We start from the raw sequence: 24546 nt of genomic DNA, 5'->3' as shown, positions 1-24546 counted from the left end.
GGGGTGAGTAAAGTTGGAAGTAAAACAACAAAAGAAGGGGAAATTAGGTAAAACGATTCAAGTGCGTTTAGTTTCAGATTTAAAAAAATCACAGGAATACTATCGCGATGTTCTTGGATGTAAAATTGATGGCTGGGGACACGCAGAGCGAGATGAGATGACTTTTATTCTCCAACAGTCGAACTCTCCCGAGGATGTGCGACCAAATGCAACATCAAAAAAGCGTTCAGATTATCCTACCGATTGGGAGGGTCCTGAATTCGGATGGGACACATTTATTCACGTTAGCTGGGATGATTTGGACACTTTAGTTGAAGAAGTCCGTGAAAATGGTGGGGAAATTGAGGTGAAGCCTTTTACAGGTACACATGGTAACTGGGAGTGTTTAAAAATACCTGTATAGAAGATCCAGAAGGATATAACATCGTATTAGGATCAATGCGAGAAATATAGAAATAACAAAGTATTTAATGGCATATTTTTCATATCGTTGAAGTTTGTAAGAATATGCGACATAGAAAACAGGAAATAGACATAATCGTCTATTTCCTGTTTCATCGCTTTTAATTTTGCTTTATGTTTAGCTTTTGGAATCGAGTGATACTGCTCGTATCGACACATTCTACAAGAGCAATGAATTTTTCCTTTGCTCAATCTGCCGCGTACAGGCATGTATTCACTTTTTTCTAACCAAACATCTTTTAAAATAGTCCATTTCTTTCGAATAATTCGCTCTCTCTGATGGCGAATATAGGCTTTTGAACGATTTTTCATAAATATCAGCTCCCTTGAGAAACCCAAGCTTGCAGAGAGGTCAAGGGATAGTACGGCACTCCCTACAAGCTTGGCATGTGGCTGATATACTGGATTAATTGATTCATAGTATCATTCCTTTTTTATGAAATTATTATAACAAAATTATATTTTTAGCACAAAAAAAGCCGCAGCTATGTAGTGCTTTTCGTATGCAGGGTAGGAAAGGAGGTCAAGATAAATGAAAATTACCATGCGATATGGGGTTGACGCTCCATTTTGGGTTGCCTTTTTAATTATTATCGGGCTGGTATTTACGTTTTTGGGTGTGTTTGGTTCAGTCAATGGGTTTGTATTGGGCTATGGTTTGATTTGTCTTGTGACGGGCCTATGGATGTTTACATATTCAACAACAATCAAAATCGCACACAGAGAGGTGATTTTGAGCCTTGCACAAGCTAAATCAGGTGATGAACTTCTTGATGTGGGAACAGGTCGTGGACTTTTAGCTATTTCCGCATCTCAAAGGGGTTGTAAGGTGACAGCCACTGATATTTGGTCAAAATGGGATTTGGGAGGGAATGGAAAAGCTAAACTACAAGCTAATATGGTTGCTGAAAGTGTGGTAGAAATCGACATCGTGGATGCTGACGCTCGGGAACTTCCATTTTCGGACGGAAGTTTCGATGTTGTTGTCTCAAACTTCGTAGTCCATAACATTAAAAGTGTAGAAGGAAGAAGGAAGGCGATTCTTGAAATGTGGCGTGTTTTAAGCCCAAATGGTCGATTAGTCATTTCTGATTTCAGTAAAACTGCTGAATACATTCAAATATTGAATTCAGTTTCCAATCGCGTTGAAATAAAGCAATTTTATTATACATTTCCGTTTTCAAAAGCTGTTGTTGTGCAAAAGACTTAAGAAATCAATAAACAGAAAAGATGTATTTACTAAAAGGTTCATATAACAGGGGGCAGAAAAAGGAAATGATGATTATAAGTTTTCTTTTAACTGGTTGGATATTAAGTTGGTTTAAGTTTGACGAGTTGTTTATTCAAACCCTCAAGGAACTATTTAACAAAAAGGTGACAATTGCAAGTTATTATTTTATATTTTTTTGTATTGGGGCAATGGGAGACTTAATCTTATTTTTCAACGAAAATTATATAACCAATTTATTCAGCTAACGACCAGATTGCGGAATAAAGAAAACAGCTTTTAACATTAAAAGCACAGAACTCTCTGTGTTTTTAGCCTTCAATCTCATAATAATGAAGACCTACTGGAGAACGACTTCCAGCAACTTCATCATATTCCTCAATCATTTTTTCAAACGCTTCTCTATTACTGATTTCTTGTTGAATGATGGATAACTTTATTTTTAATGTGTCGGTTGAGTCATCTTTAACTTCTTCATAATATCTTTTTTGTTTTGGCTGTTTTCTAAAAGATTGTTGCTGTTAAAACGTAAAAATAGAGTTAATCTACAAAATGTGTAGAATCAACTCTGTTTTTATGTTTGCTATTTCGTAAATCGAATATTTAACAAGAAATAGAAACACTATTAAAAGAAAGGGAACAAATGCCTTTCTTATCTCTTCTGAGTTTTCAGCCTTCTTAATCTTCTTTCTGTAATCAATCCAACTACCAATCAATACAATCGAAATTATTATTACATATGGAAGTTCTTCCAAATTGAATCCCCTTATCCCCCGTTGGTATATCAACAAACCTATTAACGTTTTGAGGATTAATCATCGAGTAGGGCAGTGAATTTAGCGTGTATCAATATAATTAAGGTCCACCTCAGCTTCAGCCAAGGTAAGTTAATCGTGAACTTAAATATAGTCATATTATTCACCTTAACGGTATTACAAACTTTATCTCTCGCAAGCAATACCATCTTTGTCACGATCTTTCGAAGCATTTGCTTTATATAGTTCAGCGGATACAAAAGGTTTGTATTTTGTTTTTCCACCTTTATTTTTCACATTGGCATCCTTAGCAACGCCACCTTTGTAGTCCTTATTTAACTCTGCGCAATTTTTGTATGTTTTCGCTGCTGCCTCTATTGGTGTCGGGATGCTCATTGTTCCACCGAATAATAATGCACCTGCGATAATTGAAGTAGCTAATTTTTTCATAAATGTTCCTCCTAGAATTGTTTTTATTGTTTTATCTAACAATAGTAATTTAAGTGGATTTTTCTTTATTATTGTTAATTGATGTAAAACAATAGGTTTAATGACCTTGAGTAAATATTACTATTATGTTTGTAATAAAACAATATCCATTATTGTTTTATATTTACAATGATGGTTGCATGAAGGAATAATGTTCCTTTTAAAAGCAATTTTTAAGGAACAAATGTATCAGAATAAAAGTTTGTGATTTGTATTGTACAACGGAGGTAGTGTGGCTCTTTTATTACATTACAGCATATATTACTTTTCGCCTTTATCATTAAGGGTGTTTTCCAAAAAATTGTTGTTATTCAACAAACGAATCAGAATAGTTCAACCAGGATTATGGTCATTGATGGTAAAATGAAATAGGGGTGGATATTATGGAAAATTTAATTTTGACACTATATGTCTTATTCTTAATATCACTTAATGTTGTTTTCTTTACATTGTTTAGAAAAGGTAAATTAAATCTTATGGTATCAGGCATCATTATGATGGTACTTGCTCCAGTGATCGGCTTTTCAAGTGGTGTTTTATTTCTTCATTTTTATGATTGGGGTTCTGGAGGAACAGGAGAAGGTGCAGGCTATGGTGGAGCATTTTTAGGACTTATAACATTAGCTAATGGGGTTCTCATTCTAGTGATTGGAATTATAAGGTGGATTTTAAATTTCGTAAAAAAGTGAAAGTGAAGTGATATTTCGCTATTCAAGTAACGGGTGACTTTACTGAACAACAATAATACTTTTCCTTTTATGCTGACTGAGCAGTTTAGTGTTAGAAGAAAGTAATAATACGAGGGGGAAACAGGGTGAAAAAAATAATACTATTTTTTTCTCTATTAGCTATCTTGTTAGTTACTTCGGGTTGTTTGAATGAAATGGTTGGGCAAAAAATAATTGTGCAGAAACGAACTGGCGAAGAAAATATTTTTGAAGAATTCAGAGAAGTCGATCAAAAAAAACAGGTGGAAAAAGCGATAGATATAGTCAAAAATGCTAATTGGGAAAATGAAAAAGTAGAAATGGCACGCTATGCTGATTACCAACTTCAATTTCCATTTAAGAACAGTAGCGAAAACAAAATAGCCTCTTATTTACTTTGGGTTAGCCCAAATGGTGAAAATTTAGAAATTGTTACGGATAGCGATAGATATGTGAAATTAACAAAGCAAGATTCAGCAACTCTATATAAAATTTTAACAGGAGAAGAAATAATAAAGTAATTATCCATTTTCTATTTCAGCAACATGGAGTGAAAATAATACAGTGCAGTCATGGACAGTACCGGATCAAGATGCAGTATAGTTTGACTAATAAAGATTAAATAAAATTCTTCCTTGATATCAATGGATAATGGATAATTTTAGTGATTTAAAAATATCTATATAATTTAGAAGGTGAAAGTATATGAATAAAATAATTATCGCTTTAACATTTTTTATAATCGCGACTATAGTATATTCTGCTACATTAATTGCAACAGGTTTATATACAATCGCATTTCCTAGATTATTTAGTGATAATTTACTCGAAATAGGAAAAATACCAATTACTATTTCTATTATTATGTTTGTTTTAGGATTAGGATTTGTAGTTTTGTATTTACGAGATAATAAATAATAGTATCGAAATAGCCATTGAGAGAAAGATTTAAAGTTTATTTACCATTTCCTAAAATAGAGACAATCAAGCAATGAAAACATAAGTAGAGGTATTACTTTTAGATCAACAAAATTAAATCCCATGAATTAAATTGATTTTGAGCCTGTTTTTTTTATTGGCAAAATAAATACACCCCAAAAGTTAGATTTTTGGTCTAACTTTTGGGGTGCAGTACAATTTGAGTGACTATTTTTTATTTACTGGTACAACTACTGTTACTTTTTCGCCAATAAATCTGTTATCTTTTGAAGCACTATCAAAAACAAATTTTAATTCTTTGACACCTTCTAAACCTTCTTTTCCTAAATCAAAAATAACTTCACCTTTTTGTATTACTTTGCCAATAAATTCGGACTCAAAATGAGAAATTTCAACAATAGAATTGATTTGACGTTTTGTATCAGTAGTCATTTTAGCTGTATTTGGATGGAAACTTAAAGTATCGTCAGATAAATTTTCTCCTGTCATCGACAAAATAAGAACATTTGTTTCGGCATCTGTTTCAATCATTTTTGGATCACGCGCAACCAGTTTAGCTGTTTTCATTCCATCAATTGAAAATTCAACATCAGCACTTTTATACTTTTCAGTTGGTGCATCATATAAATCAGAGATTGTATATGTACCTGCAAAATCATTTTTCACTACATCACCAACATTCGCTTCTGTTAAATTATCTGCTTTATTGGCTTTACTTTCTTCTTTTATTTTAATGTCAGTAGAACCTGTTACAGCTTTTTCTAGTGATGCCGCATACTTAGCAAATTCATTATCTTCCATATCACCATTCATTTGTAATAAAAACTTTCCACTTTGATGAGTGTGAGAATAAAACATAGGACTTGAATTTCCTAATTCATCATAATAACTCTTTGCTTTTTTTAGATTTTCTTCATTATCGAATAAAAATATTCGACCACCTGAATCATCACCAAGAGAAGGGATTAAAATTCTTTTACCTTCTTTTCGGATATTTCCAAATTCATCATTTGGTAAGTCTGAATCTTCTCCTAGTTCTAGACCATCATCTTTAAAATATTTAATTACATCATCAATTGTTTTAGCTAGAACTTTTTGATGTTCTTCATTTTTAGCACCATTCTCTTTTGGTTTATCTTCCTTTGATGAATCTGTTTCACACCCAGCCAATCCTAAACTTAAAACCAATGCTGCACTAAAAAATAATTTTTTCTTCATTTAGAAAATCCTCCCTTTATATTTCCATTATAGGAAATTTGGAGGGGAAAGTACATGTGAAAAACAGTTAACTGTAATTAGTATCTGCTAAATTGTTAGTACGGATTAAAATCCATTTTTTAGGTGTGTAACGAGCATCAACCAAACGAACCTTCGTTACACAAAAAAATCACCAAAATCGCGAAAAAGTCAATTGAAAGAAAAATATATTTCAATTTTTTCTTTCAATTGATCTGGATCAAACACAGCTAAACAATCGGGGCATTTAGTCGCTAACCAATTACCTTATGTAGAAGTAAATATTTCTCGAAAATTGCAATGGGGCGGACTCAAAAAAACATTAAAAGTAGTTCAACAAGGTGATGGACAAATTGTGATAGATGAAAACGGACAAGCTGTGCCAGGGGTAATAGTAAAACCTCGAACTACAACATTCAAAGTTGAGGTGGACGAATAATGATCTTTTCTCAAAAAAACACAAATATAGCTACTGCTTTAGCAAAGTCTTGGGGGAATTAGAGACACCTAAACATAACGCTACAGTAAAAGTTTCTTTGAAATCAGGTGGTAGTTATTCATTTGACTACACAGATTTGAACGGAATTTTCGAAGCTGCTCGTAAGGTTTTTATGGAAAATGAAATCTCTATTATACAAAACAGTTATACAGAATCAACAGAACGTGGACCATTAGCATGTGTTAAGACTATGTTTTTGCATAGTTCAGGTGAATGGGTTAAGTCATTACCTCTAAAATTCCCAGCAGCTACAGGGATGCAAGATTTCGGAGGGCAAATCACTTACATGAAGCGTTACAGTCTAACAGTCTATCAGCGATGTTAGGGATTGCAACAGAGAAGGATGACGATGCAAGTGGTAACACATACGATTATTCTAATCGCCAACAAGGTAGTTCTTCTCAACAATCAAACCGCAATAACATTCCGATGCCAACAAATGCACAAGAGGCAGGGGCTATTACCTTATCGTTTGGAAAGCATCAGGGTAAACACTGGGGCAAATATGGCGTGAAGATATGTCTTATATTCAGTGGCTAGCAAATAGCGAAAAAACAGATGCTGCTATTCGAGAAGGTATCGGCATGATGCAGGTTGCGACAGCTCAACAGCAAGCACAACAAAAGATGCAACCACAGGTTGTATAGATGAATAACATTCCAAATATAGTCCTTCTACCTGCATGGATATTCCAATAGGTGAAGGATAACGATGAAATTAGTCGCTTAGTGCTGGAATGTAAGACTAAACTTGTCATTTCTTGCGCTTACCCGGGAAATTATTTCTTATTTCCTAACCTGAGTAACCACTTTTCCAAATAGCTTTTGGTAATGCAGATGAAAAATATTGCGGCGTTGATGCTTCACAATGTGGATTTATGAATAAGTCTGTGGTTAAGAATTTGAATATTGAGACATAAGGAGAGGCGAGGGCAAATGGGCATCATCCGAGTGGATAAGAACAGCAACTATATAGTGATGAATCGAACGGCATTGAACGACAATCGGCTATCTTGGAAAGCTAAAGGCATAATGGCATACATGCTTTCAATGCCAGATGATTGGGTATTCCACATGAAGGAGTTAGTGACACACTCAACAGATGGCGAGCGAGCTTTTAGGTCTGTATTTAAGGAACTGCAAGAGCATGGATACATTACACGTCAACCTGTACGCGAAGGGCAACGCATTGCAAGTTGGGAAACAATTGTTCATGAAGTTCCTCAAGAAAAAGAAGATGATTCTCTACTTTGCGGTTTAGTACAGCCGCTGTCTTGGTCATTTTCTAATTAATGATTAAAATTTCACATAACAATCTTCATCTCTGTCTGGGTCAAAATATCGGAATTCTCTTATCCCGTGTTTTTCTCTAAAATATTTCTTTACCGTTTCTAAATCTTCTCCAAAAACAGGGTAAGGGTTAGAATGAAAAGATATTTCATCTTGTGATTCTACATATATTCTTCCATAAAATATTTCTTCATTGAAATGAATTTCAATAATGTGACCTCTGTAAATATTATCATAGGTTCCGTCTTCATTTAGCCCGCATTTGTCTTCAAATGGAACAAACTTAATTTTATAAGATTTCTTATTCCTAATTAGTGCTTCCATGTTACTTAACTCCTTATTGTGAATTTATGTACAAATTACATTTTAATAGAATTTTTTGTTGAGTACAAAATGAATTTAATACATGCCGAAATATAAACGTCGCTAAAAAATCTATAAAGTTATACATAACGACTATTACAACCTGTGGGATAAAGTAAGTGAGTTTTTTGTGACTTGACCTTAAAAACAGAAAACTGTAATTAATACCTAATAAATTATTAACTGCTAAATTGTTAGTACGGATAAAAATCCATTTTTGGGGTGTGTAACGAGCATCAATTAAACGAACCTCCGTTACACAAAAAAGTCACCAAAATCACAAAAAAGTCACATTTCCCCCGAAAGCGCATGAAATCGGGCAAAAGGCAAGTCTTTGTACATTCGTGAAAAACCTTGCTATAATAACCTTTGCGAATACATATGAAAGAGGGTAAAAGCATGAACGCTTACGATGAATATATGAAGCAGGTAGTGAAGCCAATGCGTGAGGAGTTAGTGGAGGCTGGATTTACGGAGCTTACGACGGCTGATGCGGTGAAGGAGTTTATGGCGGAGACGAAAGGGACTTCGTTGGTTGTGATTAACTCGGTTTGTGGTTGTGCGGCTGGGTTGGCGCGTCCGGCTGCTCGTGAGGCAGTGGAGGCGGTTAAGCCTGATCATCTTGTGACGGTTTTTGCGGGTCAGGATCCTGAAGCGACTGCTGCGATGCGTAGCTTTTTTGAGGATGTGCCACCAAGTTCACCATCGATGGCGATTTTAAAGGATGGAGAATTGGCATACTTTATTCCACGTGAACAAATTGAAGGATTCCCCGTGGAGCAAATCGTTACACATTTAACAGGTGTTTTAGAGCAAATATGCGAGAAGTAAAAACTATTGTTACGACAGCGGGCAGACCAGACGATTTATCGTTGGCGCTCGCTGCTTTTGCGTGTGAACAATTAGATGCTTCGTTTGAACCAAGAAAAAAGCGTTCTGTTCGGAAGATCTCTCAGGCATTGTATGCGCATGTGATCGTTGCTGGGAAAAATCGTTTTGAATACTATGCTTTTGGTGCAAATGAGCCGTTTTTCTTTCATCCGAATTCAGCCGCGTTTCGCTTAAAGCGTGTAGCTCGTGGCGAAGCGGAGCCGTTTTTAGAAGCGGCACAGCTTGAAAAAGGAGATTCGGTGCTTGATTGTACATTGGGACTTGCAGCGGATGCTATGCTGGCGGCATTTACAGTTAGTGAAGCGGGCCGTGTCGTTGGGCTAGAAGCGAATCCTAATGTGGCATTTATTGTTGAGCAGGGGATGCAATCCTACGATACTACTGAGCTGCCGTTAACTGCATGTATGCGCCAAATTGAAGTGGTGCAGGCTGAAGCAATTAGCTATTTGAAAACTTTGCCAGATAACACTTTTGATGTCGTCTATATGGATCCGATGTTTGAAGAGATAATTGAAGAGGCCAATAATTTTGAAGCATTACGCTTAGCTGGGGAACATGTGACATTAACGAATGAATGGGTCAGTGAGGCGAAGCGAGTGGCGAGAAAACGGGTAGTGTTAAAGGCTCATTTTCGCTCAGAATGGTTTGCCAAATATCATTTTCAACAATTAGAAAGAACAACTGCGAAGTTTCATTATGGTGTTCTGAATGTTGACTGAAATAAATATTGAGTGTTTTCAAGAGGCTCGTTCATTTTGAACTGGCCTCTATTTTTTATCTAGAATTCTAAATATGTTAATATGGAACACCAGGGTAACATAAAATGAAATGTTTACTTTTTAAAAACTCTGTAGTATAATATAAATCGTGCTATTTTAGGTGGCATATTTACGTAATCTGGAATTCTGCTTTTGTTTTTGTAGATACTTATTCACACTGGCGCATGCTTTGGGGCTGCAAGGACGCAAAAGAAGGTTGGGTTTGCGTTGCTTAAGTTAGAAAGCTCACAGTGGAATTTTACCGCGGTGATGAAACATATACGTTTCAATATAATATTCCCCAGATGATTGGGTTGAGACTTTACAATTTACGAGAAATGTTACCTATTAAATACTAAAGGGGTGGCTTCGCAAAAGCGAGGCTGCCCCTTGTCCAATTTACTGGGAAATGAAGATGGAATGTTTCAGAAGCGACGGAAAGAACCCTCGAAGTGACGGATGGGAAAGCTGGAGCGACGGAAAGAACCCTTGAAATGACGGATAGAAAAGTCAGCGACGGATAGGAATGCTGAAACGACGGAAAGAACACTCGAAAGGAATATGAACGTGTAGAAGCCTCCTATCAAACTGTACAAGGTGAGTGGGGTACAACAAACTTTGTGAAAATTATCATTCCGGGTTCAAGTGTTGAAGTAGCGAAGAAATTCGGAAGAGGCACTGCTAAGTTTTATGATGAAGATGAATTTATGCTTTTGAATAAATTATACGGTTCAATGACACACCTTCAAACTTTAGGGGTGACTACGAATGAATAAAGTCGGTTTTTTGACTAATGGACAATCGCCTCGTTCAGACATTACACCAACATTTAAAGAAATATTTAATGAAGATATTGAAATTGTGGAAAGAGGAGCATTGGACTCCTTAAATGAAGCGCAATTACTAACAGTTATAGCGAGAAAAGAAAAGTACACATGTATTTCACGATTACGTGATGGCAGATCGATCATAATGGACAGAAGAAAACTACTACCATTATTACAAGATGAATTATCAAAGTTAGAACAAGAGGTTGATATGGTTGTCGTATTATGCACAGATGATTTGCCAACTTTAACATGTGGAAAACCGATTTTTTATCCAAATCGAATCGTAACACAAGCTGTTAGTGCAATGGCCGAGCAACCGAAGATAGGTTTAATTATTCCGCTAGAAGAACAAAGGAGAAGCATGATAAAAAAGTGGAAAAGTGTTTCGAATGACATTACAGTTGCTGTTGCCTCACCATATGATTATGGCAACTTTGAAGAAGCAGCTCGTTATCTTAAAGATTACCGAGTGGATATAATTATTTTGGATTGTATGGGATACGATGAAGAACATAGGCAGCTGGTTCGAAATGAGAGTGGTATTTTAACAATTTATCCGCGTACTTTAGTAGCAAGGATTGTACATGAATACTTATAAATCAAGATATAATAGAAGCGTTCCAGACTGTAGAAATTTAGTCTACAGTCTTTTTTAGGTTTGTGGAAATCATCCGCTTTTTCCTATTCCATTTGTAATAAAGATAGGAATTATGAGCGCCAAGATTGGCTACAAAAAAGTAGAAAAGTCCGCAAGCTTGCGGACTTTCTTCGTAAAAAGGAATTGTATTAGTCCGTGAAGCATAAAGATGATAAGTAACCTAACATTAATAAAAGTCCAATACTCATTGCGATTTCCATGTTTTGTACCTCCTTTTAAAAAAACGACACATTTAACCAGCATACTGTCAGTAAATGCCCGATTAGTTTGGGGCAACAGGATGATGGTCATACAAACGTTTTCACAAGATGTGAAGTTTTTACTTTATACATAAATATTGTACAATGAATTATAGAAATATGAAACCTTTTATAGGCTTATGCGTATATATAAGTAATAGAATTACCAATTTGTACATAAAGAGAAGGTGTTAATTAATGAAGAAATGGGTTCAAAAAAGTATCGTCATTATGGTTGCGTTTTTAACTTTTGGATTAATTACGCCAACACATGAGATATGGGAAGCATTTGATCAAAATCCATCAAATCGTGCTTCTATCGGAACATCGCCTGGGACAAGCACTGCAGAAGCGGCTGCTCTTCCGATAGAGACAGAAATACAAGAAGACCCGGTCGACTATAGTGCATTGCTCGTTGACGCTGCGAAAGAGCAATCCTATATAAAATTCGGCACAAAAATCGGCCCAAAAATTAGCAATGAATTTGACTCCATTATCTTCCCGAAAATGGAGGAAGCCATTGCGATGACAGTAGCAAGCTTAGACGATACATCATTAGCATCGTTAACAATTTCTGAAAAGCCAAGTGGCAACTATGGCGAAAAAATTTTCAATATTAGTAACAATGAATCCGGCATGGATTTAATTCGCTTCCATGTCCGCACAGAAAAAAGACCACAGGAAGGCTTTTATTACAACTTCCACTACCACAGTGCCGAGGACGACTTTATGGCACATAACAATTTAGGGGATATTTATTGGGAGAAAAATACACCTCCGAAATGGTTATCCTAATATTCATGAAACACTCGTTTAAAATGCGAGTGTTTTTTTGTTTGAAAACATTGATATATCAACGTTTATACTGATTTGCTGAATTATTCTATTTACACGTTATCTGAGTAGGGGATGGAGAAGAATGACGAGTGCCCCAAAAAGTGCCCCAAATTCATCGTTTTTTGATTTCCTTAGATTCTTCAAATGAACTCAAATTGATAATTTCATCCATAAGATTAGACGCATGTACTTCATCCTTTGCAAATGAATGAGCATACACTTTATAAATTGTCTCAGGGGTATCACCAACCAATGCTGCAACCGTAGAAATAGGAATATTATTCGATAATTGTATCGTAACAAATGTGTGTCGTAAGTAGTGAGGTGTAAAGTGAGTAATTTTTTCTCGCTCGCATATTAAGTCAATAATCCGTTTCAAATAACGTTCACCAATTGGTTCACCAGCGAAAGTAATAAATACATGGCCGTTTGGATTACGTCCCAATGCCCGAATGTTTCTCGTTTACGAACTTCTTTTGGACGCTTAGAAATAGGTGTACCAATATTGAAGCGTCCTCTTGTTTCTCGTGGTTTCTGACGTTTTTCTTTTTGGCGAAGCACTGCAATGGGCACTTCTAATAAACCATCGTAAATCCAACGATAAATACTTTTAAAACTCAGCTTCCCTTGATATAAACGGAGGCAGGGGATGCAGAATTTTTAAAGATTCAATAGAAAAAGCAGCAGCGTTTGCAGACGCTACAGCTCTTTAAGAGATGTTAAACCTTCATGTAAATTAATAATTTTCTAATTATTGTTTATATTGATCTTCCTCAAATACCTGTTTTATATTTAGAAATATTCTTTTCTTTTTCAAAAATAGAAGTATTCTGTTCATATTTTTTGGGATTAGATAACTTTTCAAGCTCTTGTATCAACATATCCTCTAAATCTATGGACTCTTTCATGTTTTCTTGGGTTTGTTTAACCTCCCTAACAAGTAATCTAACTAATTTTTGTCCATTCGATTTCACAAGATATGTACGTATATAACCATCTTCATATCTAGTTTCGAATTTAGGTTTGATATTTTTCTCGTTTTCGTCTTCGTCTTTGTCTTTATGTATATTTTCAATTCCAAATAAATCTAAGAGACTTTCATTTTTTATATTTTTATTTACCTCTGTTTTCAAATAATTTAATGTATTACTGGTTTGAATTTTCATTCATAATTCTCCTTAGAAATTAGTATTTTGTTACACTTTATTATAACCTTTAAAGTTAATAAATGGAGGTTTTATTATGAAAATTCGTTCAGTACGTTTAAGAGCATTAGTAGCATTAAAGTCTACATTGTTTACTCGCCCCAAAAAGGAGTTTTAACAACTTACTTTACTTATTATTATTAATCATAATTCTTATAGCAACTGGGACTCAATACTACTGCACAATTTTTTCCTCCACCTTCACACCTGTTTTGATCTCCAGCACTACAAAGAGCGACAAGATGATAATAACCAGATTCAGGAGCTGACACATTACCACCATCTAGTCCTAAACTTGGGATTGACTTGTAACCAGTCGTAATTTGTTTAGTGTCTTTATAAACAGCTACATTAGTGTGAAAAATACCAGGAGATTCATTTGACCAAGAATACCAAATTGTTTCCCCTTTGCTGAAATAAACAGTATTGGTAGATGAACTTTTGTCTTTGTTATAAAACAAAAATGTATGGGCACATCTGGTTTCTGATGCACTACAAATACTGTAGGCATCTGCTTGTTTTAAAAGATATGAAATATATAAATCCTTTTTTTGGGGGGCAAAATAATTAATAAATTAAAATAGGAGGAAATTTGAATTGAGAAAAATATATGTATTACTTTTTGTTTTTTTGTTTATTGGGAACAGTAACCTTGTTCATGCAGAGGATAAAGCAACTAAACCAGAAAGTTCGTATGATGTTAAGAAACTTTATTTAGACAACGGTTTTACTGAGGTTAATGAAGCAATAAAAAAAACCGAAGATTTATTTAAAAAAAATTTAGAGCTTCCAACTCGTGTTCCATCAATTACTTTTACACATATTGTGGGAAGTTTTAGCAGTAAATCAGGAGTACCCAATTTAGAAATTTCTTATTTAGATGAAAATTCACCACGTACCCGTTTTAAAATATTGGTTTCCAAAACACCACCTTCTTCAAATATTTCTAAAAAAATACGTTTAGAGGATGGCAATGAATTACTTTATTATAATCACAGTGATTTTGATGTGTTCGTAGTTGAAAAGAAAGAACTTGGATACACTTTTATGATTGATAAAGAGAGCAGTAAAAAAATTACTATGGATGGTGTAGTTAAAATTGTTAACTCTATGGAATAAGCGGGGAAATTCTTATTTATAAAAAGTTTTAATTTTTTCATTTAGCTGATAACAGTACAAATGTGGAGGTGGTGTTAATGAAGGATGGCTACAACCAATCGTGAAAAGCTTATGACTATTATCGTAAGCATAAAGGTAAAGTCACGTTCAAAGCAATTGCTGCCAAATTCGGTGTTAGTGAAAGCACACTGAGACGTTGGCGTAAAGAAGATTGCTGGAACGATGATATACCTAAAAAGAAAAAATCTACTCGTGGCAGCCCCAAAAAGCGGTCACAAAAAACAGTAGAATATGAATTAATACCAAGCAACGGTCTGAATGATAGACAGTTGCTTTTTTGCATGCATTATGTGCGATGTTGGAATGCTACCAAAGCCTATCAGAAAGCCTACGAGTGCGATTATCGAACCGCTCATGCGAATGCGCACCGGCTGATGGCGAATGATGGCATAAAAGCTGAGATTGAACGCAAGAAAGCGCAAGCCTTATCGTAAATCCCCAGCACATCATGTGGCGGAGAACGTATTAAATCGAGCATTTACATCGAAAAAGCCAAATGAAAAATGGTGTACAGATGTCACAGAGTTTAAGTATGGAAACGGGAAAAAAGCTTATTTAAGTGCAATTATCGATTTATATGATGGTTCAATTGTGAGTTATGTGTTAGGTCATTCGAATAATAATTCCCTTGTTTTCAAAACAATAAAATCAGCTATTCAATCATTACAATCAGGCGAGCAGCCATTAATACATAGTGATCGAGGTTTTCAATATACATCGAAGGAATTTAAGCGAATTGTGGAAACAGCCAAAATGACACAAAGTATGTCCCGTGTTGGTCGATGTATTGATAACGGACCAATTGAATCATTTTGGGGCACATTGAAGTGTGAGAAGTATTATTTACATAAGTACGATTCATATGAAAAGTTAAAACTAGCGATTGATGATTATATTCATTTTTATAATTACTATCGTTATCAGAAACGATTAAACGGCTTGAGCCCGTTAGAATTCAGGACTCAAGTCGCTTAATACATTTTTTATTATTTCCACTGTCTACTTGACGGGGTGCAGTTCATATAGCCGAGCTGGTCTTTTTTAATTTACTTAGTCAAAATCAAACATAAGTCTTAAGCCCAACAGGATATCAGTCTATCACTGTATTTACGAGCAAAATAAAACTTTGATATTCTATTTATAGAAAATATTTCTTGTTGGAGGGAGTAATCAAGGTGTTAAAGTGAACAAAAAAATTTTATTTGTGGGAGCATTGATTATTGTTTTAGGAAGTGTATATCTTGAAATCGATTACTTATCTAAGGAGGCAATTTTTTTATGAAAAATAAACTATCTGGAGTGTTAGCGGCTACATTAGCGTTAACGATGAGCCTACCAACAGGGGCGATGGCGTATTCTAGCAGTCAGACTACGGTTGTAGTTAGCCAAGAAGTTGCTAGCCAAGCACTGAAAAAGATTGCGGCAGAGAAGGCTGAGCTACTCACGAAGTCCTATGACACGACGAGCGTGCAGTATGCGCTAATTGATAATGGCAAACTTATTTTGTCGGGTCAGACAGGCAAGAATGATATGAAAGGGAAACAGCCACTGACCAAAGATACCCTATACGGGATTGGTTCAGTCAGTAAAATGTATGCAACGGCGGCTGTGATGAAATTGGTCGACGAAGGAAAAGTCGATTTGGATGCTCCTGTCGTCCACTATATTCCTGATTTCAAGATGAAAGACGAGCGTTACAAACGCATTACGCCGCGTATGCTGTTGAACCACTCCTCCGGCTTGCAAGGTTCCACGTTAGGTAATACATTTTTATTTAAAGATAATGATACCTATTCCCATGATACCTTGTTGCGGCAATTGTCCAGCCAGAGCTTGAAGGCGGACCCTGGCGCGTTCTCAGTATACTGCAACGACGGCTTTACGCTGGCTGAGATTATGGTGGAAAAAGTAAGTGGTATGAGCTTTACCGAATTTCTACATCAACGGTTTACAGAACCCTTAAAGCTAAATCATACGAAAACGCCTCAGGACAAATGGGAAAACGATAAGCGAGCTGGACTTTATTTTCCAACGTTCCAACGGCAGCTTCCTACTGAATTGGTGAATGCGATTGGCTCGGGAGGGATCTCTTCCACGGCAGAAGATATGGTGCGATTCTCACAATTATTTATAGGACAGGGAAAAGGGATCCTCTCTGATAAGGCAGTCAAGGCGATGGAGCAAGAGGAATATAAAAAAGGAATGTGGCCAGGGGATGAAGATAACATTATCAACTATGGTCTTGGTTGGGATAGTGTGAAACTATATCCATTCAGTGAATATGGGATAAAGGGCTTGGCTAAAGGCGGCGACACGCCACTGCAACATGCTACACTGGTCGTGCTTCCAGAACAGAAGATGGCAGCGGCTGTGTTGTCATCTGGCGGTAGCAGCTCTACAAATCAACTGCTAGCAACTGAATTGCTACTTGCCTCGCTCAAAGAGAAGGGCACAATTAAGGACATCAAACCGAACAAATCCTTTGGCAAGCCGGTCAAGGCCAAGATGCCTCAAGACGTAGCGAAGAAAGCGGGTTTTTACGGCGATAGTGTCAATCATTTCAAAATAGAAATTACGAAGACTGGAGAACTGTTCTTACCATCTAATCCAGAAGAAAAATATGTATATACTGCGGATGGAAGCTTTGTTAATGAAGATGGTACCTCCAAGCTCAACTTCGTCACCGAGAAGAATGGACGAACTTATTTAAGGGAGAGCTCATATAAATCGACGCCAGATTTGGGGCAAGATGCGATAAATCAATATTTAGCTGAGAAGCTAGAAGACAACGTGTTATCGAAGGAAAGCGCTGCCACATGGGCAAAGCGGGAAGGCGTCAAGTTCTATCTCGTGAACGAGAAATTTAGTTCTATTCTATATCTTGCGCAAGAGATGCTTACCAAACAAATTACTCGCACGGAAGGCCTGGCGGGCTATTGGGAAGGCAGAAAAATTACAGGCCCGAATACGGCGGAGCATCAGCTTCAGATCCCCGTGGTGGCAAGCCGTGATACGACGAAAGCTCGTTTCTATACAGAGGGCGGTAATGAATATATGGAGATGGCCGGATTGTTATACGTAAATGGATCCAACGTAAAATCGCTTGATGCAGGCCAATCCAAAGTTACGCTGCAAGCAAATGGGCATGCGAAATGGTTTACGATCCCTCAAGCGGCAGCAGGGAAAACGATGACCGTGGCGTTGTCAGCGAAGAGTATGTTTGCGGTGTATGATGAGGAGGGATTATGCGTCAATTTTACTGTTGTGAGCGGCAATAACAAAGTAAAACTGCCGAAGGACGGAACGGTTGTATTTGCTGGCGCGCCGAACTCGGAATTTGCAATCACATTGAACTAGCTATATTTCAAGAACGATTCAAAAAAACAGTACGACACAGAAATAACTCGCACTCATATGGCGCGTTCTTGGCTTGTGCGATGAAATACGTAGAAGATAATAAACAAAAGTCACTCATTAAAAAATAATGAGTGACTTTTTTATAATTATTGTTCGACATGTTTTTCTAATTCTCTTACATATTCACGTTCAATTTTTCGAACTTCACTAAGGTATTCGTTAGCTGCAGTTATTTTTGAAAAATCATTTGTGTCTATCGCAGATGCGATTTCGCTGAGTGCAGAGTTTTGTTTATTTAGCATATCAATTAACTTTTCATGAGTGTCTACCAATTCCTTATCGACATCTAATAACTCTGCTTTTTCTGTTAATCATTTCCGATGTTGCCTAATCGTTCAGCAATTGTTTTTACTGATACACCGTCAATTCATTAATATAGTTGCATGTGAGTGCCTAATAGAATGGATGGTACACTCTTTGAGGATGGCACGTTGAACTCTCCTTTTAAAACCTTTGTGTAATGTTGTAAACGTCATAGGTCTTACTTGCCAACGAGATAAAAACTTAATCCGCAACTTCTAATTTCCCACCGAATGCTAGCAACTTTTCTTCAATGTCATTATCTCCCCATTGAAGGCATAACTCTTCACATTTCCCATTCCAGTATAAGAAAGCAAAAGTAAAATGTAATAGTACGTTTCATCCTCAAATTCTTTCGCGTAATGTAAAATTTTGCTTTGTTGGCTGATGTGATACTGATAACTCAGCTTTTTTGTTCCAAGCAGAAGGCAAGCTTACACCTCTAAATTTATTCCGATGAACTATTTCTTCTTCAATAGCTGGATTAATGGCGATTGAAGAAATAGCATGTGCTTGTTATGTTAATTAAATTCACGTTGTTAATTAGATTTATCCAATTCTTGAAGTTTGTAAAAACCTAATAACGGTTAAACGGATATTAATTTCTTGTTGAGTTATGGTTTTTATAAATTCAGGGTTGGTGAGGAATTTCTATACAAAACACACTGTTTAACATGATTGCAACCGTAAGTTGACAAAGTGCAACTGCAACATTGTAGAAGTAAGAGTAATGTTTTTCTAAGATTTAGATAGTAATTAAGAAAGGAGATTCATAAATTTTAAAAAGTGCATTATTAATCAGAAAATAATTAGAGAGGAGAAACAATGAAACAAGTATCTATTATCGGGATTATTTTTACCATCGGTGTATTAATTTGTTTAAAGATTTTTCAGGACTCAATCCAAAGAATTAATGAGCCAATAACAAATATATTCGTATTTGTAGGCTTCGTCTTTGTTGCTATTATATATGGCATGTCTCGAAATAGAAAAAAATAGTGAACACACCTTGGAAAAGTAAAAGGAATGTTTTTTAAAAAAGGAGAGTTACTACATGTTTCGTCAAATGGTACAAGAGTTTGTCGGTCAATTATCTGAATTAGATTTATTTTTACAGTATATGGGTGTTTTCGTTATATCTTTCGTTCCGTTTGTAGAATCTCCTGGTGGGGCTGTAGTCGGTTCTCTCATCGGGATCCCGATTATTTTAGCAGTAATTATTAGTATGATAGGAAACTGGATTTCAATCATGTTCGTTATTTTACCTTTTAATGCTTTGTTTACAAAAATTCGTGATCGTAATTCAACAAAAGAAGGATTTATTCATAATCGCGCAACTAAAGCGAGAGAAAGGTACGATAAATATGGAGTTCCAGGACTTGCCCATATTGCTCCATTATTCGCTTCCGCCCATATTGCTGCCTTCACCTCATTAGCTGCAGGCGCAAATAAAAGAAGAGTTATCTTCTGGCATTCCGTTAGTATAGGTTTTTGGGGAATCCTTGGTGGCGTATTAGGAGGCTATTTAAACTATGATTTAATGCAATAATATTTTGAGTGTGTTTACTACCTTTGTTTTTATTTTTGAAATAAATCAAGATTATTAAGAGAGGATGATAACAAGATGAGATTATTAAAAAAATGGATAATTAATCTTGGTGGATTCTTAATTCTTAATCTCATCTTTTCAATTTTGGATGGTACATTTGTAGTTACTAATTTTAATTTTGGTGATTTTGGAAATAGGATATTACAGACAAAACTTTTTACCGAGTGGTTAAGTTTTTATGAAAATCCCTTTTTCAATATAGTTGCAATCTTCGCTGCGCTCCAAATAATAATTACCGCTCTATATGATATATCTAAAGTTATATCTAGTAAATGATATCTTTTTTTCAACTCTTATCGAATGAATTGAAACAAATAGATACCCATGTTATCGTGATATATAGGAATAAAATGGAATGCTGAAAAGGCGTAAATTGGATAAATATTCATTATCCATTGCTTTTTAAAAGGTAACCCGCTAGATGTGATATATAAGTCCCTTTGTAACATTCGTTGAAATATTTTTACTACTTCTAACTAAACATTTAGCTGCATGAAGGTAGCGGTATTTTTATCACTTTTTACTTATAAGTATTAACTATTAAAATTAGAATTTTTATAGTAATAACAAATGGAAGGAGTTCAAAGCAAGTGACATTTGGTGAAAAACTTTTTAAATTGAGAAAGGAAAATGGGCTTTCTCAAGAAGCTTTAGCCGAAAAATTAAACACGACGAGACAAGCCGTTAGCAAGTGGGAAAATGGTCAAGGGTATCCTGAAACTGAAAGGCTTCTTATGATTGGAAATATTTTTGGTGTTTCGATGGATTATCTGTTAAAGGACTCTGTCGAACCTAGCAATGATAAAGAGTCAGGATATTATGTTAGCAAAGAAATGGCAGAAGGTTTTTTACTCTCTGTTCGTAAATCTGCTAAATATTTCTCAATGGGTTTATTTTTTGTTGCTTTAGCCTTTATCCCTTATTTTATTTTTAAACAAGACCCATCAACTTATTTAGTACCAACGATTATTTTTACGACCATAGGAATAGGCTTACTTGCGTCAACATCTTTTTTTGAAGAAGATAAATATAAAGTGCTTAAACAAGAACCTTTATTGTTTGATGAAAAATATCTCCAAGAGCTTAACATTAGATATGAACGTATGAAGAAAAAATACGCAATTTTTATGATTGCAGGATTCGGATTATTTGCTGTGGGGTTCTTACCAATTGGATTAGAAAGGAAAAATATAATTTCTGCGGGTTTTTTAACACCTTATTATCCAATTTGTATTGGGCTGATTGCAGTTGGTATCTATATTTTTACTCATATGTCCAATATCCTAGATGCATATAAACTTCTTGCCAGGAATGAGGTATTTACTAATCGAATTGGCTTTAAGTTTCGTAAGAAAGTAAGGAAAAAGTTTGATGATTTTTAACTAACTAATACAGATGAAATTAATCAAAACATATACATTTTTCAGCACCAGTTAGCCCCAAGTTAAAGTTGTTTTATGCTTTGCTATGCATAGTTAAAAATTATGACAGTTACATTTGTGCATTGATATATCAATGTTTATAGGCATAATTAGATAGAGTATCCATCACACCAAATTTATTTGGGAGACAAATACACCACAAAAATGGTTATCCTAAAATTCACGAAGCACTCGTTTAAAATACGGGTGTTTTTTGTTGGGAAACATTGATAAATCAACGTTTGAAGCAGATTGCTAAGATGTTGTATTTGAATACTATTTTAATGGGAGAGGGCAGAAAAAACATGTACCCCAAAATGTACCCCAAATTCATCATTTTTCGATTTCGTCCAATAAATAAGATGCTTGTACTTCAGGTTTTTCAATAGTTTTATTTCTATGATTTGTATTGTTTTCAATAGTAATAAATTTAAGAAGTTATCTCCAGCCACTACATTTACAATCAAAAATAAAGTGGAATTCTTTCTACAACCGTCTATACAATTGTTTTTTTATTTTAATAAGATATACAGAAAGTAATATCTTTTTATTAGGAGGTGATTCTATGTCAAACCAAACATCAACATGTCAAAATAGAAAGTATACGATTACTACAGGACCATTTCTTGTTCCATTGGATGCTGCAGTTGGACAGCCTAATAATAGACTTGTGATTCTAATTAAAAATCCTACAAGCAAACCACTAGAGGCTGATGTTGTGATTGAATATTGCCCTTCTTTACAGCTTTCAATTGATGGAATTTCACTTCCGTTTATAACGAATGAGAATGAAAAACCTTTTCTTGAAGGTCTACCGTCAACTGTTATACCTCCAAGGAGTTGTACTCGATTGGAATTTGATATAAGTTCTCTTGTAAATGGAATCCTTCATGTTAAATCTACAGGCGACTATTTAGTAGGGGAACGCCCATTACGTGGAAAACTTGAAATCGAAGTGGTTGGGGGAGCTGGCCTTTCCCATCCCATAAATCCTGGCCTTTCAGTTGCAGATCCCTCCATGGTATTCCATTATGGTGATATGAAGGTTACACTTTTTGGAAGTTAGATTAAATGATAAAACCTTAAAACGAGTACAAGTTGCAAGACACTGTTGAATCACCGACAGGAAAAGAAAAGTTGCTAATTGAACATAGAAAAGTACATTAGGCGAAACTACGCACCTGTATAACTTTTATCGCAACACTGCTTTTCCAGGGGTTATAAAAAAGTTAAACGATGATTTGGTGAGGATTATAACTCATGAAAATGGAAAGGTACCTGACGACTTAGAAGTATTAGGAGTAAATAATGCCGAATGGGTTGAGGGTGAAGGAGTAATTTTTCATTCAAACTATGCAGAAACAAAAGTGGATTTTAAACATTAAGATAAATATTGATTTCGTACTAACAGCAGCGTGAAATTAAAGTGAATAAAGTAGCCATCTATTCTTATGGGAGATGGCTACTTTACTTATTATTCATAACAATACGTTCATATTGTAGCTGTTGAAGTTCTATAAAATGAAATAATCCTCCCATCAGAAGAAATAAAATAAAAACGGATTTACTGATGCTACACAACTTTTTTAGATGTACTCAAAAATGCTTACTGAGCTTTAAATACTTCGACAAGTTTCTTAATTATCTTCAATTTATTTCAAATAACTAACAAAAATAGTAAGTGTGTATTTAAAATAATCTATTAATATGATATGCTATTTTTGTTTTACATAATTGGAAATTAATTTAAAGTTTGGAGGAGAAAGCATCTTGGGATGTGAAAGGATATGAAACTATTTTTAAGAAAATTAAACAAAATCGATACGTTTTCGCCGTATTTCTTTTTACCATTTATTTTACTGCTATATTTCTTTACGAGCATGTTTGATTGGCATAGGTTTGAAATGTTCAATATACATGTTTCCATTTGGCCGGCAGTCATTTTAGCAGTTATTTGTTATTACATAGGTGTGTACGTAATAGACAAGATGAAATGGACAATCCCTTCATTTGGTCTGTCGTTTTTAGGAAAATATGTGATTCATTTTATCGTGTTTCTTACGTTACTTGGTTTATGTTCGTACATATTGATGGTTTTTGGAAGCGGCCTTGGTATTTCGGATGAGTCAAATCGCCGAAATCTAAATCCAAAGCTGAACTTCTTTAGTCAATTACTATGGTTTGGAGTTTTATTGCTGCTATCCTATAAAATGATTTTGGAAAAGCGTATGACATGGAAGAAAGCGTTTATCTATGGTTCTATCTATGCATTTATCATATTTTTATTTGTGTTAGTTGCCTATCGAACACCATTAATTATTATCCTATTTACAGGGATCATCATTATCCACTACGTAGTAAAACGAGTGAAATTAACGTGGTTTTTAACAACGCTGTTAGTTATTGGTGTAGCTTTCTCGATGTTTAGTTTTATTCGTGTGTTAACGGAGGATCGGTCATTAGAATTTAATAACCGAGACCAGCCTGATGTGGAGCTAACGGAAGAGGCAAGAGAGCAGCTGTTAACGGCTGAACAAAAGGTTAACCAAACGCCGTTATGGGTACGTGCATTAAATGAAGAAAGTGTAACAGGGCATATTGTATTAAGTACAATTATTGAGTATACGCAGGAGAACGGTTATTTAAACGGTGAAGTCCATAAAGGGATCTTTAGTACGGTATTACCTGGTAAGCAAATTTCACCTCGTATGGTAGTAACGGAGGTTGTCAATTCCGTGAGTGTGGAGAAGGGTAAGGTTATTACACGTGGGAATCGTACAACTACACCGACTTTTATCGGTCAATTATTTTTAGATGGAGGCTATTTATTAGTAGCAATTGGCTTCTTTTTATACGGTGCTTTAATTTCGCTTCTTTATAATAAAGTGAAGCAGGAGGGCATTCGTAGTTTCCATTCTGTCGCCTATGCATTTACTATTACGGTATTTACGGTGTCGATGCATACAGGTTTACTCGATTTAATCTTTGTTTTAATGCTCGGCTTTGTCATCATTGCATCGTCGATTATGAAAGTGGATCAAGGACAACCTTCAGTTTAATGAAAAGAGGATTCAGTTATGTTTGGTATTGCTAGTTTACCAATATTACTTTTTTACGTTTTGCCAATAGCCTTTGTCATTTGGTTTACGATATCAATGGTGAAGCTACAACGAGAGCGAAATGAAATTTTGAAGGAAATTGTAAATGAAATAAAAAAATGATAAAAAGCCTTCCC

32 protein-coding genes and 3 pseudogenes are annotated in these 24546 nt (G+C 35.3%); 26 read left to right on the top strand and 9 right to left on the bottom strand.

Going from position 1 to position 24546, the window contains the following annotated elements:
• Window positions 1-13: 13 nt before the first annotated feature.
• The gene (locus ACIQLB_RS17085) at window positions 14-403 is read left to right on the top strand and encodes a VOC family protein (RefSeq protein ID WP_400728251.1); all 390 of its coding nucleotides are present in this window, start codon (window positions 14-16) and stop codon (window positions 401-403) included.
• A 32-nt stretch (window positions 404-435) separates the two neighbouring features.
• On the opposite strand, the gene ACIQLB_RS17080 is transcribed toward ACIQLB_RS17085, so the two are convergent.
• Window positions 436-774 (bottom strand): hypothetical protein, encoded by a 339-nt coding sequence (locus tag ACIQLB_RS17080; protein WP_400728248.1) that lies wholly within the window; start codon window positions 772-774, stop codon window positions 436-438.
• A 220-nt stretch (window positions 775-994) separates the two neighbouring features.
• Here ACIQLB_RS17080 and ACIQLB_RS17075 point away from each other — a divergent pair, with 220 nt between their 5' ends.
• Window positions 995-1672 (top strand): class I SAM-dependent methyltransferase, encoded by a 678-nt coding sequence (locus ACIQLB_RS17075; RefSeq protein ID WP_400728245.1) that lies wholly within the window; start codon window positions 995-997, stop codon window positions 1670-1672.
• A gap of 959 nt (window positions 1673-2631) precedes the next feature.
• On the opposite strand, the gene ACIQLB_RS17070 is transcribed toward ACIQLB_RS17075, so the two are convergent.
• Window positions 2632-2841, bottom strand: coding sequence for an excalibur calcium-binding domain-containing protein (locus ACIQLB_RS17070; RefSeq protein WP_370043414.1), 210 nt, complete (start codon window positions 2839-2841; stop codon window positions 2632-2634).
• 476 nt (window positions 2842-3317) lie between these two features.
• Between ACIQLB_RS17070 and ACIQLB_RS17065 the strand changes: the two genes are divergently transcribed.
• The 3 genes from ACIQLB_RS17065 to ACIQLB_RS17055 all read left to right on the top strand — a co-directional run bounded on the left by ACIQLB_RS17065 (window position 3318) and on the right by ACIQLB_RS17055 (window position 4559).
• Window positions 3318-3623 carry an inner-membrane translocator gene (locus ACIQLB_RS17065; protein ID WP_400728242.1) on the top strand — a complete coding sequence of 102 codons (306 nt, stop codon included), beginning with the start codon at window positions 3318-3320 and terminating at the stop codon, window positions 3621-3623.
• Window positions 3624-3748: 125 nt separating this feature from the next.
• Window positions 3749-4162, top strand: coding sequence for a YhfM domain-containing protein (locus ACIQLB_RS17060; RefSeq protein ID WP_400728239.1), 414 nt, complete (start codon window positions 3749-3751; stop codon window positions 4160-4162).
• Between the two features lie 184 nt (window positions 4163-4346).
• Window positions 4347-4559 carry a hypothetical protein gene (locus tag ACIQLB_RS17055; RefSeq protein WP_400728236.1) on the top strand — a complete coding sequence of 71 codons (213 nt, stop codon included), beginning with the start codon at window positions 4347-4349 and terminating at the stop codon, window positions 4557-4559.
• A gap of 228 nt (window positions 4560-4787) precedes the next feature.
• Here ACIQLB_RS17055 and ACIQLB_RS17050 read toward each other — a convergent pair whose 3' ends face one another.
• The gene (locus tag ACIQLB_RS17050; RefSeq protein ID WP_400728234.1) at window positions 4788-5798 is read right to left on the bottom strand and encodes a hypothetical protein; all 1011 of its coding nucleotides are present in this window, start codon (window positions 5796-5798) and stop codon (window positions 4788-4790) included.
• A 506-nt stretch (window positions 5799-6304) separates the two neighbouring features.
• On the opposite strand from ACIQLB_RS17050, the gene ACIQLB_RS17045 reads away from it, so the two are divergent.
• From ACIQLB_RS17045 to ACIQLB_RS17030, 4 genes are all read left to right on the top strand, one after another.
• Window positions 6305-6640 (top strand): ERF family protein, encoded by a 336-nt coding sequence (locus tag ACIQLB_RS17045; RefSeq protein WP_400728231.1) that lies wholly within the window; start codon window positions 6305-6307, stop codon window positions 6638-6640.
• Window positions 6634-6855 (top strand): hypothetical protein, encoded by a 222-nt coding sequence (locus ACIQLB_RS17040; RefSeq protein ID WP_400728228.1) that lies wholly within the window; start codon window positions 6634-6636, stop codon window positions 6853-6855. The genes ACIQLB_RS17045 and ACIQLB_RS17040 overlap by 7 nt, the downstream gene beginning before the upstream one ends.
• Window positions 6834-6962 carry a hypothetical protein gene (locus ACIQLB_RS17035; protein ID WP_400728225.1) on the top strand — a complete coding sequence of 43 codons (129 nt, stop codon included), beginning with the start codon at window positions 6834-6836 and terminating at the stop codon, window positions 6960-6962. Before ACIQLB_RS17040 ends, ACIQLB_RS17035 begins: the two co-directional genes overlap by 22 nt.
• A 288-nt stretch (window positions 6963-7250) precedes the next feature.
• Window positions 7251-7607, top strand: coding sequence for a hypothetical protein (locus ACIQLB_RS17030; RefSeq protein WP_400728223.1), 357 nt, complete (start codon window positions 7251-7253; stop codon window positions 7605-7607).
• Window positions 7608-7610: 3 nt separating this feature from the next.
• Here the strand turns inward: ACIQLB_RS17030 and ACIQLB_RS17025 are convergent, their stop codons facing one another.
• A complete protein-coding gene (locus ACIQLB_RS17025; protein WP_400728220.1) occupies window positions 7611-7928 on the bottom strand; it encodes a hypothetical protein in 318 nt (105 codons plus the stop codon).
• 438 nt (window positions 7929-8366) lie between these two features.
• Between ACIQLB_RS17025 and ACIQLB_RS17020 the strand changes: the two genes are divergently transcribed.
• From ACIQLB_RS17020 to ACIQLB_RS17000, 5 genes are all read left to right on the top strand, one after another.
• Entirely contained in the window at window positions 8367-8798 is a 432-nt protein-coding gene (locus ACIQLB_RS17020) for a BrxA/BrxB family bacilliredoxin (RefSeq protein WP_400728218.1), read from the top strand.
• A complete protein-coding gene (locus ACIQLB_RS17015; protein ID WP_400728216.1) occupies window positions 8786-9577 on the top strand; it encodes a class I SAM-dependent methyltransferase in 792 nt (263 codons plus the stop codon). The genes ACIQLB_RS17020 and ACIQLB_RS17015 overlap by 13 nt, the downstream gene beginning before the upstream one ends.
• 659 nt (window positions 9578-10236) lie before the next feature.
• The gene (locus tag ACIQLB_RS17010; protein ID WP_400728214.1) at window positions 10237-10392 is read left to right on the top strand and encodes a DUF1177 family protein; all 156 of its coding nucleotides are present in this window, start codon (window positions 10237-10239) and stop codon (window positions 10390-10392) included.
• Window positions 10385-11044 (top strand): AroM family protein, encoded by a 660-nt coding sequence (locus ACIQLB_RS17005; protein ID WP_400728211.1) that lies wholly within the window; start codon window positions 10385-10387, stop codon window positions 11042-11044. Before ACIQLB_RS17010 ends, ACIQLB_RS17005 begins: the two co-directional genes overlap by 8 nt.
• Window positions 11045-11541: 497 nt before the next feature.
• Complete coding sequence (locus tag ACIQLB_RS17000) at window positions 11542-12138, top strand: YpjP family protein (protein WP_400728208.1); 597 nt, start codon at window positions 11542-11544, stop codon at window positions 12136-12138.
• Window positions 12139-12292: 154 nt separating this feature from the next.
• On the opposite strand, the gene ACIQLB_RS16995 is transcribed toward ACIQLB_RS17000, so the two are convergent.
• The 4 genes and pseudogenes from ACIQLB_RS16995 to ACIQLB_RS16980 all read right to left on the bottom strand — a co-directional run bounded on the left by ACIQLB_RS16995 (window position 12293) and on the right by ACIQLB_RS16980 (window position 13846).
• Window positions 12293-12559, bottom strand: coding sequence for a tyrosine-type recombinase/integrase (locus ACIQLB_RS16995; protein ID WP_400728205.1), 267 nt, complete (start codon window positions 12557-12559; stop codon window positions 12293-12295).
• Between the two features lie 59 nt (window positions 12560-12618).
• A pseudogene (locus ACIQLB_RS16990) lies at window positions 12619-12819 on the bottom strand (IS30 family transposase); the annotation flags it as partial.
• 134 nt (window positions 12820-12953) lie between these two features.
• The gene (locus ACIQLB_RS16985) at window positions 12954-13346 is read right to left on the bottom strand and encodes a hypothetical protein (RefSeq protein ID WP_400728203.1); all 393 of its coding nucleotides are present in this window, start codon (window positions 13344-13346) and stop codon (window positions 12954-12956) included.
• Window positions 13347-13525: 179 nt separating this feature from the next.
• The gene (locus tag ACIQLB_RS16980) at window positions 13526-13846 is read right to left on the bottom strand and encodes a hypothetical protein (protein ID WP_400728200.1); all 321 of its coding nucleotides are present in this window, start codon (window positions 13844-13846) and stop codon (window positions 13526-13528) included.
• 136 nt (window positions 13847-13982) lie between these two features.
• On the opposite strand from ACIQLB_RS16980, the gene ACIQLB_RS16975 reads away from it, so the two are divergent.
• The 5 genes and pseudogenes from ACIQLB_RS16975 to ACIQLB_RS16955 all read left to right on the top strand — a co-directional run bounded on the left by ACIQLB_RS16975 (window position 13983) and on the right by ACIQLB_RS16955 (window position 17921).
• Window positions 13983-14504, top strand: a complete 522-nt coding sequence (locus ACIQLB_RS16975; protein ID WP_400728197.1) for a hypothetical protein — start codon at window positions 13983-13985, stop codon at window positions 14502-14504.
• Between the two features lie 116 nt (window positions 14505-14620).
• Window positions 14621-14758: pseudogene (locus ACIQLB_RS16970) on the top strand (phage terminase small subunit-related protein); the annotation flags it as partial.
• An 87-nt stretch (window positions 14759-14845) separates the two neighbouring features.
• Complete coding sequence (locus ACIQLB_RS16965; RefSeq protein WP_400728194.1) at window positions 14846-14998, top strand: terminase small subunit; 153 nt, start codon at window positions 14846-14848, stop codon at window positions 14996-14998.
• A pseudogene (locus tag ACIQLB_RS16960) lies at window positions 14976-15539 on the top strand (IS3 family transposase); the annotation flags it as partial. The gene ACIQLB_RS16965 and the pseudogene ACIQLB_RS16960, both read left to right, overlap by 23 nt.
• Window positions 15540-15842: 303 nt before the next feature.
• A complete protein-coding gene (locus ACIQLB_RS16955) occupies window positions 15843-17921 on the top strand; it encodes a serine hydrolase domain-containing protein (RefSeq protein WP_400728191.1) in 2079 nt (692 codons plus the stop codon).
• Between the two features lie 146 nt (window positions 17922-18067).
• Here the strand turns inward: ACIQLB_RS16955 and ACIQLB_RS16950 are convergent, their stop codons facing one another.
• Window positions 18068-18223 (bottom strand): hypothetical protein, encoded by a 156-nt coding sequence (locus ACIQLB_RS16950; protein WP_400728187.1) that lies wholly within the window; start codon window positions 18221-18223, stop codon window positions 18068-18070.
• Between the two features lie 883 nt (window positions 18224-19106).
• Between ACIQLB_RS16950 and ACIQLB_RS16945 the strand changes: the two genes are divergently transcribed.
• The 7 genes from ACIQLB_RS16945 (at window position 19107) to ACIQLB_RS16915 (ending at window position 24532) form a co-directional block, all read left to right on the top strand.
• Window positions 19107-19280 (top strand): hypothetical protein, encoded by a 174-nt coding sequence (locus ACIQLB_RS16945; protein WP_400728184.1) that lies wholly within the window; start codon window positions 19107-19109, stop codon window positions 19278-19280.
• A gap of 55 nt (window positions 19281-19335) precedes the next feature.
• The gene (locus ACIQLB_RS16940; protein WP_400728181.1) at window positions 19336-19830 is read left to right on the top strand and encodes a small multi-drug export protein; all 495 of its coding nucleotides are present in this window, start codon (window positions 19336-19338) and stop codon (window positions 19828-19830) included.
• A 75-nt stretch (window positions 19831-19905) separates the two neighbouring features.
• Window positions 19906-20166, top strand: a complete 261-nt coding sequence (locus tag ACIQLB_RS16935) for a YfzA family protein (protein WP_400728178.1) — start codon at window positions 19906-19908, stop codon at window positions 20164-20166.
• Between the two features lie 314 nt (window positions 20167-20480).
• Window positions 20481-21272 carry a helix-turn-helix domain-containing protein gene (locus ACIQLB_RS16930; RefSeq protein WP_400728175.1) on the top strand — a complete coding sequence of 264 codons (792 nt, stop codon included), beginning with the start codon at window positions 20481-20483 and terminating at the stop codon, window positions 21270-21272.
• A 604-nt stretch (window positions 21273-21876) separates the two neighbouring features.
• On the top strand, window positions 21877-22377 hold the full coding sequence (locus ACIQLB_RS16925; RefSeq protein WP_400728172.1) for a hypothetical protein: 501 nt from the start codon (window positions 21877-21879) through the stop codon (window positions 22375-22377).
• Between the two features lie 721 nt (window positions 22378-23098).
• Window positions 23099-24370 carry an oligosaccharide repeat unit polymerase gene (locus ACIQLB_RS16920; RefSeq protein WP_400728169.1) on the top strand — a complete coding sequence of 424 codons (1272 nt, stop codon included), beginning with the start codon at window positions 23099-23101 and terminating at the stop codon, window positions 24368-24370.
• 18 nt (window positions 24371-24388) lie between these two features.
• On the top strand, window positions 24389-24532 hold the full coding sequence (locus ACIQLB_RS16915) for a hypothetical protein (protein WP_400728166.1): 144 nt from the start codon (window positions 24389-24391) through the stop codon (window positions 24530-24532).
• Window positions 24533-24546: the final 14 nt, after the last annotated feature.

This window comes from Lysinibacillus sp. NPDC092081 (assembly GCF_044755845.1).
Lineage (GTDB): Bacteria > Bacillota > Bacilli > Bacillales_A > Planococcaceae > Lysinibacillus.
The sequence above is the reverse complement of the archived record's forward strand: the minus strand, read 5'-3'. Positions and strand labels throughout refer to the sequence as shown.